12 protein-coding genes and 1 riboswitch are annotated in these 17,686 nt (G+C 42.4%); of the genes, 11 read left to right on the forward strand and 1 reads right to left on the reverse strand.

The window, feature by feature from the left end; all coding sequences use genetic code 11:
- The first annotated feature begins 11 nt into the window (after window positions 1-11).
- From QVE09_RS02885 to QVE09_RS02920, 8 genes are all read left to right on the forward strand, one after another.
- Window positions 12-863, forward strand: coding sequence for a PRD domain-containing protein (locus tag QVE09_RS02885; RefSeq protein ID WP_315935593.1), 852 nt, complete (start codon window positions 12-14; stop codon window positions 861-863).
- Window positions 864-1,163: 300 nt separating this feature from the next.
- Window positions 1,164-3,836 (forward strand): endo-1,4-beta-xylanase, encoded by a 2,673-nt coding sequence (locus QVE09_RS02890; protein WP_315935594.1) that lies wholly within the window; start codon window positions 1,164-1,166, stop codon window positions 3,834-3,836.
- 206 nt (window positions 3,837-4,042) lie between these two features.
- Window positions 4,043-4,140: riboswitch (TPP riboswitch) on the forward strand.
- A 112-nt stretch (window positions 4,141-4,252) separates the two neighbouring features.
- On the forward strand, window positions 4,253-4,915 hold the full coding sequence (gene tenA, locus QVE09_RS02895) for a thiaminase II (protein WP_315935595.1): 663 nt from the start codon (window positions 4,253-4,255) through the stop codon (window positions 4,913-4,915).
- A 396-nt stretch (window positions 4,916-5,311) separates the two neighbouring features.
- Complete coding sequence (locus QVE09_RS02900) at window positions 5,312-5,752, forward strand: MarR family winged helix-turn-helix transcriptional regulator (RefSeq protein WP_315935596.1); 441 nt, start codon at window positions 5,312-5,314, stop codon at window positions 5,750-5,752.
- A gap of 51 nt (window positions 5,753-5,803) precedes the next feature.
- Window positions 5,804-7,201, forward strand: coding sequence for an MFS transporter (locus tag QVE09_RS02905; protein ID WP_315935597.1), 1,398 nt, complete (start codon window positions 5,804-5,806; stop codon window positions 7,199-7,201).
- Between the two features lie 243 nt (window positions 7,202-7,444).
- On the forward strand, window positions 7,445-9,004 hold the full coding sequence (locus QVE09_RS02910) for an MBL fold metallo-hydrolase (RefSeq protein ID WP_315935598.1): 1,560 nt from the start codon (window positions 7,445-7,447) through the stop codon (window positions 9,002-9,004).
- A 46-nt stretch (window positions 9,005-9,050) separates the two neighbouring features.
- Window positions 9,051-9,989, forward strand: a complete 939-nt coding sequence (locus QVE09_RS02915) for a ring-cleaving dioxygenase (protein ID WP_315935599.1) — start codon at window positions 9,051-9,053, stop codon at window positions 9,987-9,989.
- A gap of 25 nt (window positions 9,990-10,014) precedes the next feature.
- A complete protein-coding gene (locus QVE09_RS02920; RefSeq protein ID WP_315935600.1) occupies window positions 10,015-11,145 on the forward strand; it encodes an NADH-dependent flavin oxidoreductase in 1,131 nt (376 codons plus the stop codon).
- A gap of 110 nt (window positions 11,146-11,255) precedes the next feature.
- Here the strand turns inward: QVE09_RS02920 and QVE09_RS02925 are convergent, their stop codons facing one another.
- Window positions 11,256-12,950, reverse strand: a complete 1,695-nt coding sequence (locus tag QVE09_RS02925) for a glycoside hydrolase family 2 protein (RefSeq protein WP_315935601.1) — start codon at window positions 12,948-12,950, stop codon at window positions 11,256-11,258.
- Window positions 12,951-13,123: 173 nt separating this feature from the next.
- On the opposite strand from QVE09_RS02925, the gene QVE09_RS02930 reads away from it, so the two are divergent.
- From QVE09_RS02930 to QVE09_RS02940, 3 genes are all read left to right on the forward strand, one after another.
- On the forward strand, window positions 13,124-13,936 hold the full coding sequence (locus QVE09_RS02930) for a helix-turn-helix transcriptional regulator (protein ID WP_315935602.1): 813 nt from the start codon (window positions 13,124-13,126) through the stop codon (window positions 13,934-13,936).
- Between the two features lie 386 nt (window positions 13,937-14,322).
- Window positions 14,323-16,023, forward strand: a complete 1,701-nt coding sequence (locus QVE09_RS02935) for a CotH kinase family protein (protein WP_315935603.1) — start codon at window positions 14,323-14,325, stop codon at window positions 16,021-16,023.
- A gap of 252 nt (window positions 16,024-16,275) precedes the next feature.
- Window positions 16,276-17,370 (forward strand): L-dopachrome tautomerase-related protein, encoded by a 1,095-nt coding sequence (locus QVE09_RS02940; RefSeq protein WP_315936082.1) that lies wholly within the window; start codon window positions 16,276-16,278, stop codon window positions 17,368-17,370.
- Window positions 17,371-17,686 lie beyond the last annotated feature (316 nt).

A 17,686-nucleotide genomic window follows, 5' to 3' on the forward strand; every position in this document is an offset into this window, starting at 1 on the left:
GTGATGAATGCATGAGAGTAATCAAAATATTAAATAACAGCTTGCTTCTGACCAAAGATGAACAGGGACAAGAGATGATTGTCATGGGAAAAGGGTTGGCATTCAAAGGCAAAGTCGGCGAGCGACTCGATGAGGAGCATATCCAGAAACGATTCATTCTGCAAAATAATCCGTCTGCCCTGGCTTACGTACGAACCATCGAAAACATGCCAGAAAAACATGTGAATGTCATAAACAAACTGATTACCAATGCAAAAGAAAAGCTGTCTCTTGACGACCAAATCTTCTTTACGCTTATGGATCACTTGTCATTTGCCATCGAACGATGGAAAAAAGGTGTAGCATTACAGAATCGAATGTTATGGGAGATCCAGAGGTTTCATCCTGTCGAATTCGAACTGGGCCTTGAAGCCGTTCAGATGCTGAATCTAGAACTGGGTATTGAACTGCCGGAAGAAGAAGCAGGGAATATCGCTTTTCATTTCGTGAATGCCCAAACGCATGAACAGAATATGGAGCGCACGATGCAATCCGTTAAGATGTTAAAAGATATTTTTAACCTGATACAATACACCTTTGATATGCAATTGAACAAAAATTCCATCCATTATGTGAGACTTGTCACACATCTGCAATTCTTCATCCAGCGTTTACAAGAAGGGCGGCTGGGCAATTCGGCGAAAGATTTTATATTTCAACACATGGTGAAAGAGCACCCGCTTGAATATAAGTGTGCGGAGATGATCAAAACCTACGTGCAAAATATGCTAAATATCTCCATATCAAACGAGGAATTATTATATTTAATGATTCACATTGCTCGAATTGTGCAGGAGGAACAGGGTCACGAGGGACGATTATAAAACAAAGTTTATATGCCTGTTAGTGAATAGAAAAAAGATACGATCTAATTATGACCGTTTTCTCGTATTTTATCGGGAAACGGTCTTTTATTTTTGCACAAATCTATTCGTATCGTGCCTTACTAATCGATGCGAACGAGCTCCAGCTTCCTAAACTCACATGAGATTACCAATTGATAACTTTTTATTATAATTATTGGAAATTTGTTATATGTAAGCGCTATCTAAAGAACTATAATCTATTTATCTGGATGTTAATCCGTTCAGAAATACTTAGACCAAATCAAGAGGAGGAATTGTATGAAACGGTTAGGTCAATGGAATATAACGGCCTTGGTTCTTGTGCTGTTACTCGCCATGCTTCCATTTTCGAATGTCTCACATGCAGCCCAGGCAGTTACGGAAGTGGAGGAAAGTCATTTGAGTACAAATTTTGAAGACGGTACACTTCAGGGATGGACTCCACGTATAGGTAACGAAAGGCTGTCAGTGACACAGCAGGAAGCACACGAAGGTCAGTTTAGTATGCTGGTCGCCAACCGGGAGCGTTCCTACCATGGACCGATGTTATCCATGAAGAATCTACTTGAGCGTAACCAAGAGTATGAAATTACAGCATATGTAAGACTTACCCAGGAACCCACCACAGATCAAACGCTACAGCTCACCACATATAAAAAAACAACGGCCGAAAGCTGGAACCCGATCGGTACCGTGAAGATTTCCAAAGCAGAATGGAATACATGGCACAAAATCACCGGAAAATTTCAGTATAGCGATGATCCCGCTGAATTGAATTTATTCATCGAAACACCCTACATCTCTGAAGATAGCGTAGATACGTTATCGTTCTATGTGGATGATGTATCATTTACTCTGGCCGAGCAACTCGAGATTGAAGAAGGGATTCTGTCTCTGAAGGACTTGTATCAAGAAGATTTCCCCATTGGTGCAGCAGCGTATCGCTGGCAGTTGGAAGGCGCATATGGACAACTGCTCACAAAACACTTTAACAGCTTGACCGCAACCTATGAGATGAAACCAAAGTACATGTCTCCTTCCGAAGGTGTTTATGAGTTCGAGGCAGCCGATCAATATGTTCAGTTCGCCGAGGAGCATGGTATGGGTGTACGCGGACATGCGCTGTTGTGGCATATTGATGCAGCAGAGTGGATGCTCAAGGATCCTCAGGGTAACCCTGCCAGTCGAGAATTACTACTTGCCCGGATTCAGGATTACGTTGAAACCGTCATGACCCGATACAAAGGTAAGATCTATGCCTGGGATGTGGTAAACGAGGCGATAGCGGATAGCAATGGTGATGCCAACGGTTTGCGTAAAAGTCCCTTTTATGAACTAATCGGTCCGGATTACATTGAGAAAACCTATGAATTCGCCCGTGCAGCCGATCCGGATGCCAAATTATACTACAATGAATACTTCACGGAGATCCCTGAGAAAAGAGAGCATATGTATCAGTTGGTCAAACGACTGAAAGAGAAAGGGCTCGTTGATGGTGTGGGTTTGCAATCTCACTATAATCTGGAATCCCCGCCCATCGACGAAATTGAAAAAACGATCAACATGTTCGCCGCACTTGGATTGGATATTCAGATCACGGAACTGGATGTGGATAGCGGAATTCCATTTGGTGAAGAGATGTCGGATGAAGTTGCGGTAAAACAAGCGTATCGATATAAGGAATTGTTGGATTTGTACCAAAAACACAAAGATCACATTTCTTCAGTTACCTTATGGGGACTCCAAGATGAGAAGTCTTACAACAACCAGGCGATGCTGTTTGATTCAGCCCTGAAGGCCAAAAAAGCATACTGGGGACTCGTGGATGAATCCAGCTTACCTGTGTTGACACAGAGAGCCGTCTCTCTTTCGGGTAAGCCGGATATCAAAAAACAGTCACATGATCTGCTCTGGAACAAAGCGGTGTCCACTAAACTGAAGGGCGACTCTTCGGGATCAGCCAGTTTCCGCACCTTGTGGGATCAAAGTAACTTGTATATCCTTGTGGATGTTCAGGATGCGAAGGCAGATGGGAATGACAGAGTAGAACTCTTTGTTGATCTCAATAATGGCAAGACCCCCTCATATGAAGCAGATGACCGGCATGTAATCATTAAGCGGTCGGGCAAAGCTGAGGGCGCGGAGCGACGTTCATATCGTGTACGCGAGACAAAAGCCGGATATCAGGTTGAATTGTCCATTCCGTGGGGTAGTATCCAAGTCGTTTCAGAATATGAAGCCGGATTGGATATCCGTGTGACGGATGGCGCTGCAAGTGGGGCACAACCTTATAATCCACTGTACTGGAATGATCGAACACAATCTCAGGAACAAGATACAAGCAAATACGGCGTGATTCAACTCGCCCCTATGCCCAAATCTGCACAAGTTGTGCAAGGGATTGTTCAGATTGATGGGAAGAAAGACGCATTATGGAATAAGGCTGTACCATTTGAAGTAAAAAGGTTGAGTGAGACCGAAGGTGCAGAGGCAGTGGCTCGCGCAATGTGGTCAGGTGAGTATCTATATCTGCTAATCGATGTCACTGATCCAAACATCATCACAGATAGTATCAACCCATGGGATCAGGATTCGGTTGAGATTTTCCTGGACGAGAATCACCAGCGCACACCGTATTTTCAATATGATGATGCCCAGTTCAGAATCAGTGCAGACAATGTGGCAACCTTTGCAGGCAGTGCTTCACCCGGACGCCTTGTAAGTGCTGTGAAGAAAACGAATAAAGGATACCTCGTAGAAGCCAGAATCCAGTTGAATTCACTGACGCCAAAGACTGGAAATGTCCTCGGTTTCGAGCTTCAAATTAACGACAACCAGGGCGGAGGTAAACAGAACGTAGCCAAGTGGAATGATACGACCAATGAGAGCTGGAGAAACACTTCCCAGTACGGAATACTCACTTTTGTCGGAAAGAACAAACTCGGGCATTAAACCATCGGCAGTAATTGTAAGAGTAGAAACCATCATAACAGTGGATAAAACTCAACCATTGTTGTGATGGTTTTCATCATTTACATACGTCACCAAAGGTGATGAGGGGCGATACAATCTGCCTTGACTATATTTAACAGCCCTTGATATACTAAACGAACGTTATTTTTTCTTTTATGCGGATAAGAAAGTAATCAACTACATACAACCGTTTGCGAGGGAGCCTTAACCGGCTGAGAGGGTGTTAAACCGACCTTACCTGATTTGGATCATGCCAACGTAGGGATGCAACGATGAAACGCTGTACTTGGGTAGCTCATGCGTACCCCTTGTTTTAGTGTATTTGTCTGCGAAACATCCTATGGATGTTTCGTTTTTTTGTTTTTAAATACGTACATTATGAATTGGAGGAACACATGTTGACTATTTCAGAGAGACTATATCAGGCAGCACAGCCTGTGTGGAAGGAATGTCTTGAGCATCCCTTTGTTAAAGGAATCGGAGATGGTTCCTTACCGGTCGAACAATTTCGTTATTATTTGCTGCAAGACTACTTGTATCTGTTCGATTATGCCCGCGTATTTGCACTAGGTATCGTCAAGTCGCACGACCCCAAATTGATGCAGTTTTTTAGTAAAAACGTAGATAACATCCTGAATGGTGAAATGAAAATTCATCGTTCTTATATGGAGCGATTAGGAATTACAGAGGATCATGTTTTTCAGGTAAAACCTGCACTGAAAAATGCAGCGTATACTAACTATATGCTCTCTGTTTCCCATGCGGGCGGCATAGCAGAAGTACTTGTATCCATTCTGGCCTGCTCATGGAGCTATGCAGAGATTGGTCAAGTTCTTTCCCTAAAGCCAGGTGCGGCTGATCATCCTTTTTATGGAGAGTGGATCACAGGATATGCTTCCTCTGAATACAACAGCAGCAATCAATCCCTTGTGACGTTAACAGATAAGCTATTAGAAGGCTGTAGCGAGGAAACGTACCAACGGATGGAAGATATTTTCGTGATGTGCAGTCGCTTTGAACTTGATTTTTGGGAGATGTCATGGAGGTTAGAGCCTTAAGTGTACTGTTAGTTCATTCAATTAGAGAGTAGCGTCCATAAACAGGATGTTGCTCTCTTTTTCTATATCCGCTCTGCAAAACAGCTGGATTCCCTTACTTCTGTTAGCGCATTCATTAATACCTATTCAAATTGATTAGATAGTTGAGAGGACATGAATCGTACTTCACAAAGTTTGTTCTTTTGCAACTCACTCTGAATTTCCTTTACGTTTAATTGATAGATCCAGCTCTTTGATTCCCAAACGGATCAGTAACTTGCCTTGAGTTAAAGAACATTAGAAAGTCAGCTTTCAAAAAAATACTTGTATGCACACATAAATATACTTGCATATACACATACTATGTGTTAATTTAATACTTGCATATACACACAATTTCTTAAGGAGTGATTTTATTTGAAAATATATGATTACAATGAATCTTTGGGTCGAAAAGTTGTTACATCTTCTCGATTGATTGCAAATGGCTTGAATAAAAAATTCAAAGAGCTAAATTGTCCTCTCACGTTTGAACAGTGGAGACTGATGAATTGTTTAAATTATCAAGAAGGCATATCACAAAATCATCTGGCAGACATTGTGGATCGGGATTATACTACCGTATCCAGGCTAGTGAACACCCTAATCAAAAGTAATATGATTCGACGTGTCGCTGACGCAAACGACAAACGGACAAACCTTGTATTTCTCACCGAAGAGGGGAGAGGAGTATTGGACAATTTGGCAACTGAACAAGTTCAAGTATTTTTGGATGAGATGGTTCGAGATATTCCGGATCAGGATATTGAAATATTTTCCTCTGTGCTGGATCGAATCATTCATAAACTTGAATCATGATTTGTATGGCACTTGAGCATATTAGATAACAAAACACGGAGGCAGATATACATGGAAGCTACAGCACAGAATACACATGAACAAAAGGGAGCATTGGCAGCAAGCCAGCGCAGTAAACTCATGGTCATTCTTACTTTGGTGCTGGTCATTGCCACGATGAACACAACCATGTTTAATGTGGCCTTGCCAGCGATTGGGGAACAATTCTCGATATCCCCGTCACAATCTGGATGGATCGTTACGAGTTACTTAATTATCTATGCAGTGGGCTCAGTGATTTATGGTAAATTGGCAGATCAGTTTAAACTCAAAAACCTCTTGACGATCGGTATTTTATTCATGACCGTGGGCTCGCTCATCGGGTTTATTGCATTTAATTATCCATTACTAATCATCGCCAGAATCCTGCAAGCTGCGGGGGCATCGATATTACCCGCATGTGCCATGATCATTCCTTCACGTTATTTCTCACCGGAGACCCGTGGTCGTGCACTTGGAATGACATCCGCAGGGTTAACGTTCGGGATTGCCATAGGTCCTATTATTGCAGGTCTCGTAACAACCACATTAACGTGGAACTATTTATTTCTGATTCCACTCCTGATGATTTTCTCTATTCCACTTTTTAGAAAATATCTGGATGATGAAACAGGCGCAAAAAACAAAATCGACTTTGTTGGCGCATTTTTCCTCGTAGCAACGATTGTTTCACTTATGTTGGCTATTTCCAAATCGAATCTGATATTTGGTGCCGCGTTTCTTATTTTCCTTGTGATATTTATCTGGAGAATTAAAACTGCAGCTAACCCGTTCATCATGCCATCCCTGTTCAAAAATAAAGCATATACCCTAACACTCTTAACCTTTGCAATGGGGGCTGGAGCAGGATTCGCATTACCGTATCTTTCGCCATTGATGTTTGTCGATATTAATCATCTATCTCCGTTCGCCAGTGGTCTCTTTATGTTCCCAGGTGCCATTATAGCAGCTGCACTTGCAAAAACGGGTGGCAAGATCGCTGATACGAAAGGTAATGCAACATTGGCTTATATGACAATCGTTTTATATTTAATCTGTTTCGGAGTTCTTTCGTTTGTGGCAGGTGCTTCTCCATATCTCGTTATGGTTGTACTGATCTTTGGGTATTTGGCTCAAACTTATTTCCAGATTGCGATGGCTAATACATTGTCCAATACGCTCTCCAAAGAACAGACAGGAACCGGGATGGGACTGTTCATGCTTGTAAACTTTATCGCAAGCTCGATCTCGGGAACATTTATCGGAAAAGCATTGACTGGAACTCCAGATAACGCGTTAAATCCTTTACGATCCGTTGCGGAGGGCATCAGTTATAGCAACATTTATGTGGTTTTAACCTTGATAATCGTTATTATCGGGATTCTGTATACGGTTGTATTGAAAACAACCGGTAAGCGAATGAAGGCTTAACTGTTAGTTGGGAACGGCCAAAGAGTGGGGAAAGAGGCTCATATGATAATAATTCCTCGTTCAATGGCCCAGAATTAATCTATTTATCCTTATATGTAGATATACAATAATTATGAAAAATGCTCATTCATTAAATCATTTGGATCAGACCGAGTATCGAAACGCTATCCGGATTCTGGATCAAGAGTTCTCATTGCAATTTGATGTATAAAACTAGTTCATAAATTTAAGGAGGAACATATCATGGAACATGCACTAACACTGAAAGAAAATGAAGAAATAATGGACATCTTAAATCAAGCAGCTGAAACATTAGGTGGAGTGGAGCGAATCGGCAATTTACAAACACTTAAGCTCTATGGTTACGCTCAATATGCATATATGTGGGGCGGAGGAAATATTACCGCATCTCCGGAGGCTCCTCAAAAATTGATTGCAGCCAATGATCTGCAACGCGTATGGGATTTTGAACAAGATGGGTTTCAAATGAAAGAACGTAGAAATATGCTGTTCCCGTTTGCAGCCAAGTTTGGACATGCCTATTTCCCACTTAATCAGATCTTGGATGGAACGATTGCTTATAATAGGTTGCCAGATGGGAAAGCCATTCGTGTAGGAGAATTTTCTCAGGACCCGATCACTGTGGATGGCCGCCGTATTCGTAAATTATGGTCTCTGACTAACCCTGTACCGATGTTAAATGCCATTCTCAACAATAAGGTTCAGGTGAGTAATCTGCGGACTGAAAATGAACTTGATTTGATTGATGTTACGGTGGATGAAAATGTAAGTCTTATTTTGGCCCTTTCACATGACACAAAGGTTCCTCAGTATATCCAGTGGTACACAGCTCAAACGAATTTGGGAGAAATTAAGTTTACAACGTCCTTTACAGGCTATATGCCTTTTGATGGCATCGAATTGCCTATGGGTTTTAATACCAAAATAGACTTTAGAGAAACGGTTTATCTGAAAATGTATGTCGATGGATATAAGATTGATGAGAAGGTAGAGGGTCTCAAAGCGCCTTCCGAGGTTGCGGAAACACCTGTGCCTCAACCGTTAAAACCTAACCTGGAGCTACAAAAAATTGCTGAAGGTGTATGGCATATTGCTGGTGTCGGCGGAACCACAGTGATTGAATTTGAGGACCATCTTGCTGTGTTCGAATTATACTGGAGCCAAGAAGAAGCCGTCGCTATACTTGAAAAAGCAAACCAATTGGTTCCCAATAAAAAGGTGACCAAACTCATTATTTCGCATTACCACTTTGACCATACCGGCGGATTCCGTGCTGCTGTTGCTGCGGGTCTTCAAATTTACAGTAATCGTGGCAACGAAGCTGTATTGCGTGAAATGGCTGAGCGTCCAACACCTCATGTGAAAGACGTTATTGGACCGGATACGAACAGAAAATTTGACTTCGTGCCTGTAGATACTCATCTCCAACTTAGTGATAGCAAAACAACGGTGGATCTTTATCGCGTTGTTTCGAATAATCACATGGCCGATGCGCTGTTTGCTTATATCCCTGAAAAGAAAATTTTCATGGACAGTGATATTGCTACGGCAGCATACGACTGGCAGCTTTGGCCGGATAGCTACATGGATAACATTGCCCATTATGACATAGAAGTTGAGACGGTTACTACAGTTCATGAAAAAGTGAAGACACATCAAGAAATTCTGGAATACATTGAAGGTGGCCTTCAACGTGTACTTCAACGTGAAAGTGATCATCGATCCAAAAACGACTATCACCCAGGATATCCAATTTTCAAAACTCGAAGTGAAGATAAGTAATATATCGTAAATTTTCCAAAGTAACTATATGTAGGAGTGAATATTCATGACGAAAAGAACATCAGGCATTCATCATATTACAGCAATTGTTGGTCACCCACAGGAAAATGTGGACTTTTATGCAGGCGTTCTTGGTTTAAGAATGGTAAAAAAAACGATCAATTTCGATGATCCTGGTACGTATCATTTTTACTTTGGTAATGACGGCGGAAAACCCGGAACGATTATAACATTTTTCCCATGGGCCAATGCATATCAAGGACAAGTTGGGGGCGGACAAGTTGGGGTAACGACTTACATCATACCGGTAGGCGCTATGCCATTTTGGAAAGAAAGATTAGCAGAGTTTAAGGTTCCATTCAAGGAGAGGGTGCGTTTCAGTGAGCAGGTTCTTGAATTTGATGATCCTCACGGACTACATCTGGAAATGGTTGAACGTGAAGAGGGTGAGTTAAATACGTGGACTTTCGGTGGCTTAACATCGGATGTGGCCATCAAAGGGTTTGGCGGTGCAACACTCTTGTCTACTCAACCTGAGAAAACAGCTGAACTACTGGAAAAGGTTATGGGCCTGGAGTTAGTTGGACGTGAAGATGATATTGCTCGTTATCGTTCGACAGCGGATATTGGAAATGTAATTGATCTTAAAATATCTGCTGTACAGCGTGGAGAAATGGGCGTTGGCACAGTTCATCATATCGCGTGGAGAGCAGAGGATGATGAGGATCAAATTGATTGGCAGCAATATGTGCATAACAACGGATATGGTGTGACCTCTGTACAGGATCGTAATTACTTTAATGCAATCTACTTCAGAGAGCATGGTGAAATCTTGTTCGAGATTGCTACAGATCCTCCAGGTTTCGCCCATGATGAAACTCCAGAAACAATGGGCTCTCATTTAATGTTACCACCACAGTATGAGACTCACAGAGCCAAACTTACACAAGGATTACTTCCCTTTACGGTAAGAGAGTTGGATTAATTCAAGTGCAGAGTTAGACAGGAGAATGATTATAATGAAGAAATATGAGAAAATGTTTGAACCTTTCACGTTTCCATCGGGTGTTACGATTCAAAACCGTATTCTGATGGCTCCGATGACAACGGTCTCGGCATTTGAAAATGGAATGGTTACAAAGGATGAGTTGGATTATTATGCGAAACGCTCCGGTTCAGTAGGTGCTATTATTACAGCCTGTGCCTATGTTGAAAAAACAGGCAAAGCGTTCTTTGGAGCTTTTAGCGCGGATTCGGACAAAATGATCCCTGGGTTATCAAAATTGGCTCAAAGTATACAAAAGAAAGGCTCCAAAGCAATTTTGCAAATCTTCCATGGTGGTCGGATGGTTTCGCCAAAAATGATTGGTGGTGAAACACCGGTTAGCGCAAGTGCTGTGCCAGCGGTAAGAGAAGATGCTGTAACACCAAGGGAAATGAGCGGTGAGGAAGTAGAAGCGGTTATACGAGGATTCGGAGAAGCAACACGGAGAGCAGTTCAAGCAGGTTTTGATGGTGTTGAAATCCATGGAGCAAATACCTATCTAATACAGCAATTTTTCTCCCCTCATTCAAACCGCCGGACCGATCAATGGGGTGGAACTTTGGAAAAAAGAATGAACTTCCCACTGGCAGTTGTCGAGTCTGTCATTGATAATGTGAAGCAACATTCCAGTAAACCATTTGTTGTTGGTTATCGCATTTCTCCAGAAGAACTAGAAGAGCCGGGGATTACGCTAGAGGATACGTTCCAGTTGGTTGATCAATTGGCTGAAAAAAATTTGGACTATATCCATCTCTCTCTGAATGAAATCTGGCGAGAATCCATTCGCAATGAGAATGAGACCCAACCGGTTCTTGAACGTCTTCAAAAGCGAATTGGCCATAAGATGCCTTTGATCGGTGTCGGTTCCATCAAGAATGCAGATCAGGTTGTTGAGGCGATAGACAAAGGAATTCCGCTTGTAGCAGTTGGGCGTGCACTGATTCTTGACCCGGATTGGGTGACAAAAATACAAAATGGGCAAGAAGAGACTATTCGGCAAAAGATATCTTCCCGTGATATAGAAGAATTAGAAATCCCCGAGCCGATGTGGGAGGGATTCGAGTCGTTTCCCGGCTGGATTCCGATTGAAGAGTAAGCTGAAAAGATCCGTTTAAATTACGACCGCTTCCTGGTAAGATACTGGGAAGCGGTCGTTTTTTCAAAGAGTTTTGGCACCTTGTGCTGTGAACTACTCGCGGTGCTGTATTATAGTTCATCCACATTTTCTTCTCTATACATAGAACGCACAACTTCATAAGCAAGCTTCGGCCTGCGATACTCATCCACAATTCCTTTACTATTCCGAGTACAGGACCGTGTCAGTAACCAGCCTTCTCCTTCGGTGACTCTGCAATCACTAAATTGCCATATAAACATACCGCAAACATCCGGTGAATCCAGATAGGCATTCAAACAATGCCTTAGAATGTCGGCTTGCCGTTCTTCCGATCCCTTTTCCCGATTGGCGCTTCGAAAGCCGTAGAACCCATCTGCGCCAAATTCACTCATAATGATCGGCTTGCCTGCTCCACCCATTTGATTAGCCCATTGGACTGCTGCTTTGGCTAAATCAAATGGGTTTTCATCCGTGTACCACCCAGGATAAAGATTAAAAGATACAATTTCTGCAAGATCAAAGCAAAGCTCCTGATCACGATGATGAGATGCGAAGGAACGCGGACGACTAGGATCTAACTCGCCAATAATCCCAAGTTGTTTGGCATAATGGACTCTGCCTTCCTCCGTGTTACTGGCACATTCATTTAATATCGCCCAGATGATAATAGAAGGGTGGTTAAAGTGCTGTTCCACCATTTCCCGCGTGACTTGCTCGCTTTGCCAGGAAAAATTAGGATTACGCATCTGTTCCAGGCTTAACCCTCTAGCATGATTTTCTTCCCAGATCACAATGCCTCGCTCATCACATATATCCAGGAAACGTTCATCATACGGATAATGGCTTGTCCGAACAGCATTACATCCCATTTCTTGTATGAGATCGATATCCCTAACCATCAGTGGAAGAGGGAAGGAGCAACCTACCAGCGGGTGATCTTCGTGCCTATTAACGCCTTTCAGGTTGATGTTCTGTCCATTCAAACGTATTTTTCCGTTAGAAGTAGTAATGTGTCTGAATCCAATCCGGTCAATCAGATCATCTATTTGTAATTCATTAACGATGAGTTTAGCTTGTAGTTTATAGAGATTTGGCTTTTCCAGCGACCACTCCAGAACCTTCGGATAAGATACCGTTTGTATGAATTCTGCTTGCTCACCAGGTGCTAACTCACCTTGACCCAGCATGGATTCTGTTCCGGCAAGCTCTCCAACAAGCTGGACTTGTTGAGCAGATTGACTGATATTACGGATCTTTACTTTCCATTGCCCATTCCACTGATTCGCTTGCAGCAGGGGAGTAAACATCACATTCTCAATGTAAACATCGCTTATTTCCTCCAGTACAACGGGGCGAATCAGACCACCGTAGGTGTAATAATCATTCGGGAAATGTAGTGCAGATGCATCGCTGAAGGCGTTATCCACGTACACTAAAATTTCATGCTCTCCAGCAAGCACATTGGGGATTACAGCATCGAACGATGTGTAAGCATTGTAGTGAGATGTAACTAACGCTCCATCAAAATACACATCAGCCGTATGGCTTACCCCTTTAAATTCCAATCGGATATGAGCCTGGCTTGATACCGAAATTATTCTTCGATATATAGCTTTCCCTCTGTAGGCGCCAAAATGAGGATGAGTCTCCCAGCACCCTGGAACAGGTATCTTAAAAGGAAATTCTTCAGGCCGTTCGCCTAGAAGATCTACGGGAGAAAACTCCCACAGACCTTCAAGTTCACTACTGATCCGAGTATGATGCGTATCGAAAAGTCTAATCATCTTTTAAAATCCTCCCATGTCCAATGCGATTTACGGTAATACATTTAAGTTAACGAATTGGAAAGAGCTTATCCATGGTCAATTCGATCCAAGGCATGTCAAAATCGCTCCATGTTTGAGTTTATTTACATCGACAAACAAGGTAGGATAGTCTATGTAGGAGGTTGAACATAATGTATAATCCCATAGATTTGGTGGTTCGAATCGTATGGAGCTCACGGAAGCAAACACCGATAGATTGGTCGGATATCCGCAACAATACGTCTGTACACACCTTTTATTGGATTCATGAAGGTAAGGGGATATTCCATTCAGAAGATCACACTTATGACGTGCATCAGGGAATGTTATTTTATATGGAGCCTGGTGCAGAGATGAGGATGGAAAGTTCTCAAGAGTCAACCTTGACCATTAGCATGATCTTGTTTGATTGCTGCACAGTTCCGTATAAATCTTCTCAGTGGCAGCTACCTCAGCCCATTCATCGGTTAGAGATTCCTTTTTTCAGTAGACAACAATTAGCGAGAGCTCTGCGGCTTGATCAGGCCTTTAATGAAATCACGGAATCGTGGTTACTGGGAAATAACTCTCGTGAGATGGAAAGTGGTGCGTTACTTATGAAGCTGATTGCTTTATTACACCGACCTGATCATTTGACTGAGACGAAAAACACAAGTTCGATTTTTTATCGAATTAAGGAAGAACTAGAGACGCGATATACGGAACAACTCTACATCCGAGACATCGCAAGCAAACACGCCATTTCCGAATCTTATCTTCGTAAAATATTTATGAATCATCTGGGACAGTCGCCCAAGGAATTCTTAACAGAAGTGAGGCTGCGTCGGTCAGAACGTTATTTAATCTATACGAATTACACGTTTAAACGAATCGCGATTGCTTGCGGATATCATGATGAATATCATTTCAGCAAAGCCTTTCGAAAATGGAAAGGGATTTCACCCTCCGTATATCGTAGGAGCTAGGGAACGAAAGGAAAGATGGGTGAAGAAGGGTAAGGGTAGCGCCATTAGCCACGGCTATTCATTGTTCTCTTGTTATTGACAGCAGGCTCTCTTGTCGGAATTGTGGCGACCCATTATTAGACGATGATGGTCGCACGTATATTACATATTATTCCATTTTCATTGTTGTAATGGTCATGTTGTATGCTTTTCAATCCGGACGTAATTCCAAAGCAGATAAGAGGACATAAAAAGCTCGTTTGAACAGGGAGGTCATCATCCCCTACTTCATACGAGCTTTTCATTTGTTACCTTTTGTGTCTCATTCAGATTCATTTAAGAATTGCAATTTATGATAATTACATGCGAAAAGATACAACAATAATAATAATAATGAGGTGATGGCAATGAGTATATACAAATGGCCTAAATTTATCGGTGTAGCGGTGCTGTGTACTGCGATGCTGACGGCATGTAGCTCGACTAATGAAGGGAATGGGGACTCAGAAAGCAATTCGACTGAAAAGGAACAAACGACTACGGATAATCAGAGTAAAACGGAGAATACTGCGCAAACAGTAGGATATGCCGATCAAATTAACAAGACTGAGGTTATGTCCATTTCAATTGATGTGGATGAAGAGGCATGGAAAAAAATGCTGGACACTGCAACCGAGGAACAGTACATCTCAGCTAATATTACAATTAACGGAACGACGATTGAAAACGTCGGAATTCGTCCAAAGGGTAACTCCAGCCTGCGGCAGGTCGCTGGCGATGATACAACGGATCGATATAGTTTCAAAATCAAGTTTGATGAATATGTCAAGGATCAAACGTGGATGGGATTGGACAAGCTCGTTGTGAACAACATGATTAGCGACAATAGCTATATGAAGGAATATTTGAGTTATGACATTATGAGTTATATCGGCGTAGATGCACCTTTATTCGCATTCTCCGATATTAGTGTAAATGGAGAGACTTGGGGCTTGTACCTGGCTGTTGAGGACATTGACAGTGGGTATCTCGCTCGAGCCAAGAATGACGAGGGTGAACTTTACAAGCCGAACAATGATGACAACATGGGGCCAGGAGGTATGGGAGGGCCAGAAGGCAATCCTTTTGCACAAGGATATGGAGATATGCAGCCTCCTAATGAAGGTATGGCGCCACCGGATGGTGCAAGTCCGCCGGATATGAACAGCGGGACAGGGGAAGATGCTGCGAATACACTACCGGAAGCTGGTATGAAGGGTAACCGTGGTCCGGGTGGTATGGACGGAAGCGGCAATGGTGTGTCATTGGTGTACACCGATGACACATCATCCAGTTACTCCGCGATCTTCGACAATGCTGAGACCAAAACAACAGAGGAAGATCATCAGCGTGTCATTGAATCGCTCAAAAACTTGAGCACAGGTACCGAACTGGAGAAATATGTGGATGTGGATGGAGTTCTGAGGTATTTTGCAGCCCACACGGTGGTTGTCAATATGGATAGCTACACGTCCGGAATGGGACATAACTATTATCTGTATGAGAACGATGGACAGATTAGTATGTTGCCTTGGGACTACAACATGGCCTTTGGCGGATTTGGCGGATTTCAAGGTGGTTCTGCATCCGACATCGTGAATCTGGCGATTGATACGCCGGTATCAGGGGTCAGCCTGGAGGAACGTCCAATTTTGGGCAAGCTACTTGAGGTGCCTGAGTATAAGGCCAAGTATCACGAATATTTGCAGGAGATCGTAGATGGATACTTTGCAGACGGAAAATTTGAAGAAAAAGTGCAGAGCCTCAACGACATGATCGCGGAATATGTGAAACAAGACCCTACAGCATTTATCACCTATGACAAGTACGAGGAAGCTGTTGCGGAATTGACCAAACTTGGCACGCTGCGTGCAGAAAGTATACAGGGGCAATTGGACGGAGATATTCCTTCCACGACCGAGAAACAGAAAGAGAACTCTGATTCGCTGATTGATGCTTCTTCGGTTGATCTATCCAAACTGGGTGAAAATAAAATTCCAGGAGGCATGGGAATGGGAGGTGGCGGTCGTGGAGCTGCAGAGGGTAATCAGTCTCAGGAAGGGAAATAAGAAGAGTTACGCAAAGCGAACAGATAATCAAGGTTAGTTCAGCCATCAGCCAAGGATAACACACTGAGGTGGATAGATAAGCCTTACATGTAATACAACCAATGCGTACCGACATTTTGTCGTTCGCATTGGTTTTTTGTTCCTTGGACATTATCAAAAACACATAGAAAAAGAAGATTAAGGGCCAGGTATTAGAAAAAGTCTTGAACATATTATAGGTAGTATCTATTCAAATATGTTGAGGAGGATATCATAAAACCTATGTTACCTATGGAAAAGTATTTCGGTAAGTTAGAACACGTTTATTCATTTTATGGGGCTATGCCTACAGGCGTTAGTGTATCCGAAACCGGGCGTATCTTCATTTGCTTTCCGAGATGGGGGGATGACGTAAGATTTACGGTAGCAGAAATTGTTGACGGTCAGGAGCAGCCTTTTCCGAATGTAGAAACGAATTTGGTCAACCTGTTAAATATCAAAATGTCCTTCATCAGTGTCCAAAGTGTAGTTGCAGATGGAAGGGGGACCCTATGGGTATTGGATACGGCTGCACCAAACTTTTCTGAGCCTATGAAAGGAGGGGCAAAATTAGTCGCTGTAGATTTAAATACAAATACAATAAAAAAAGTATATACTTTTGCAGAAGATGTGGTCTTGCCGACAACATATCTGAATGATGTCCGATTTGATTTCCGAGTGGGTAAAGCAGGTTATGCATATATAACAGACTCTTCTTCCAAAGGTCCAGGCGCTATTATCGTTGTAAATTTAGAAAATGGAAATACGTATAGACGGTTAAATGGAGCAAATTCAACTTCACCTGATCCTTATTTTTTACCGAAAGTGGAAGGTGAAATTTTGATGAATCGAAACACCGATGGTTCGACATCTCCCTTTCAATTGGCCTCTGATGGTATAGCGATCTCCCCAGATGGAAAAATGTTATTTTTTTGTCCACTATCCAGTCGTTATCTATACTCAATCTCAACAGAAGCCCTCAGAGACAGAACGATACCGGATTTCAATTTAAGTTATCTTGTGCAGTATTGGGGAGAAAAGGGGGCTTCGGATGGAATGATAACGGATGCAAAAGGAAACGTATATGCTGGAGATTATGAAAATGATAGTATTCGAAAAATATCGCCGAATGGAATCATGGAAACCATCGCACATGATCCTAGAATTTTATGGCCGGATACTTTTTCTATTGGTCCGGATCAATACTTATATGTAATTGTGAACCAATTACATAGGCAGGCTAGATTTCATTACGGAAAAGACCTGCGACAAAAACCCTATAGTCTACTACGTATGAACATTGATGAATTACCTGCTCCTACTTTTTGAGGTACCTCCCACTTTACAAAGCAGATTCCAATAGCAGATTATTCTAAGGGTAATATAGAAATTCTGATGGACTTAAGATAGGGACAGGTATCAGTTGATGCCTGTCTTTTTTGGTTTGTCACCCTAAAGGGAAGCCGATGACAGATGCAAAGGGTACCTTAATACCATCACTCCATTAATCTGGCAGCATGTTGTTCCCGATATTGCTGAGTCCTGCGTAGTTGCCAATGTCCAAATTTCCAACTCATTTTCGAACGTTGTGCGGTTTAAAATACAAATTACCGGTCGTATGATTTTCCAGTTACAGGGCAAGATA

This window comes from Paenibacillus sp. ClWae2A (genome assembly GCF_032452295.1).
Classification (GTDB): domain Bacteria; phylum Bacillota; class Bacilli; order Paenibacillales; family Paenibacillaceae; genus Paenibacillus.

What these genes read in the sequence shown, in the direction of transcription:
- QVE09_RS02885 (WP_315935593.1), top strand. Translation starts at nt 12, where the DNA reads ATGAGAGTAATCAAAATATTAAATAACAGCTTGCTTCTGACCAAAGAT.
- QVE09_RS02890 (WP_315935594.1), top strand. Translation starts at nt 1,164, where the DNA reads ATGAAACGGTTAGGTCAATGGAATATAACGGCCTTGGTTCTTGTGCTG.
- tenA (WP_315935595.1), top strand. Translation starts at nt 4,253, where the DNA reads ATGTTGACTATTTCAGAGAGACTATATCAGGCAGCACAGCCTGTGTGG.
- QVE09_RS02905 (WP_315935597.1), top strand. Translation starts at nt 5,804, where the DNA reads ATGGAAGCTACAGCACAGAATACACATGAACAAAAGGGAGCATTGGCA.
- QVE09_RS02910 (WP_315935598.1), top strand. Translation starts at nt 7,445, where the DNA reads ATGGAACATGCACTAACACTGAAAGAAAATGAAGAAATAATGGACATC.
- QVE09_RS02915 (WP_315935599.1), top strand. Translation starts at nt 9,051, where the DNA reads ATGACGAAAAGAACATCAGGCATTCATCATATTACAGCAATTGTTGGT.
- QVE09_RS02920 (WP_315935600.1), top strand. Translation starts at nt 10,015, where the DNA reads ATGATTATAATGAAGAAATATGAGAAAATGTTTGAACCTTTCACGTTT.
- QVE09_RS02925 (WP_315935601.1), bottom strand. Translation starts at nt 12,950, where the DNA reads ATGATTAGACTTTTCGATACGCATCATACTCGGATCAGTAGTGAACTT.
- QVE09_RS02930 (WP_315935602.1), top strand. Translation starts at nt 13,124, where the DNA reads ATGTATAATCCCATAGATTTGGTGGTTCGAATCGTATGGAGCTCACGG.
- QVE09_RS02935 (WP_315935603.1), top strand. Translation starts at nt 14,323, where the DNA reads ATGAGTATATACAAATGGCCTAAATTTATCGGTGTAGCGGTGCTGTGT.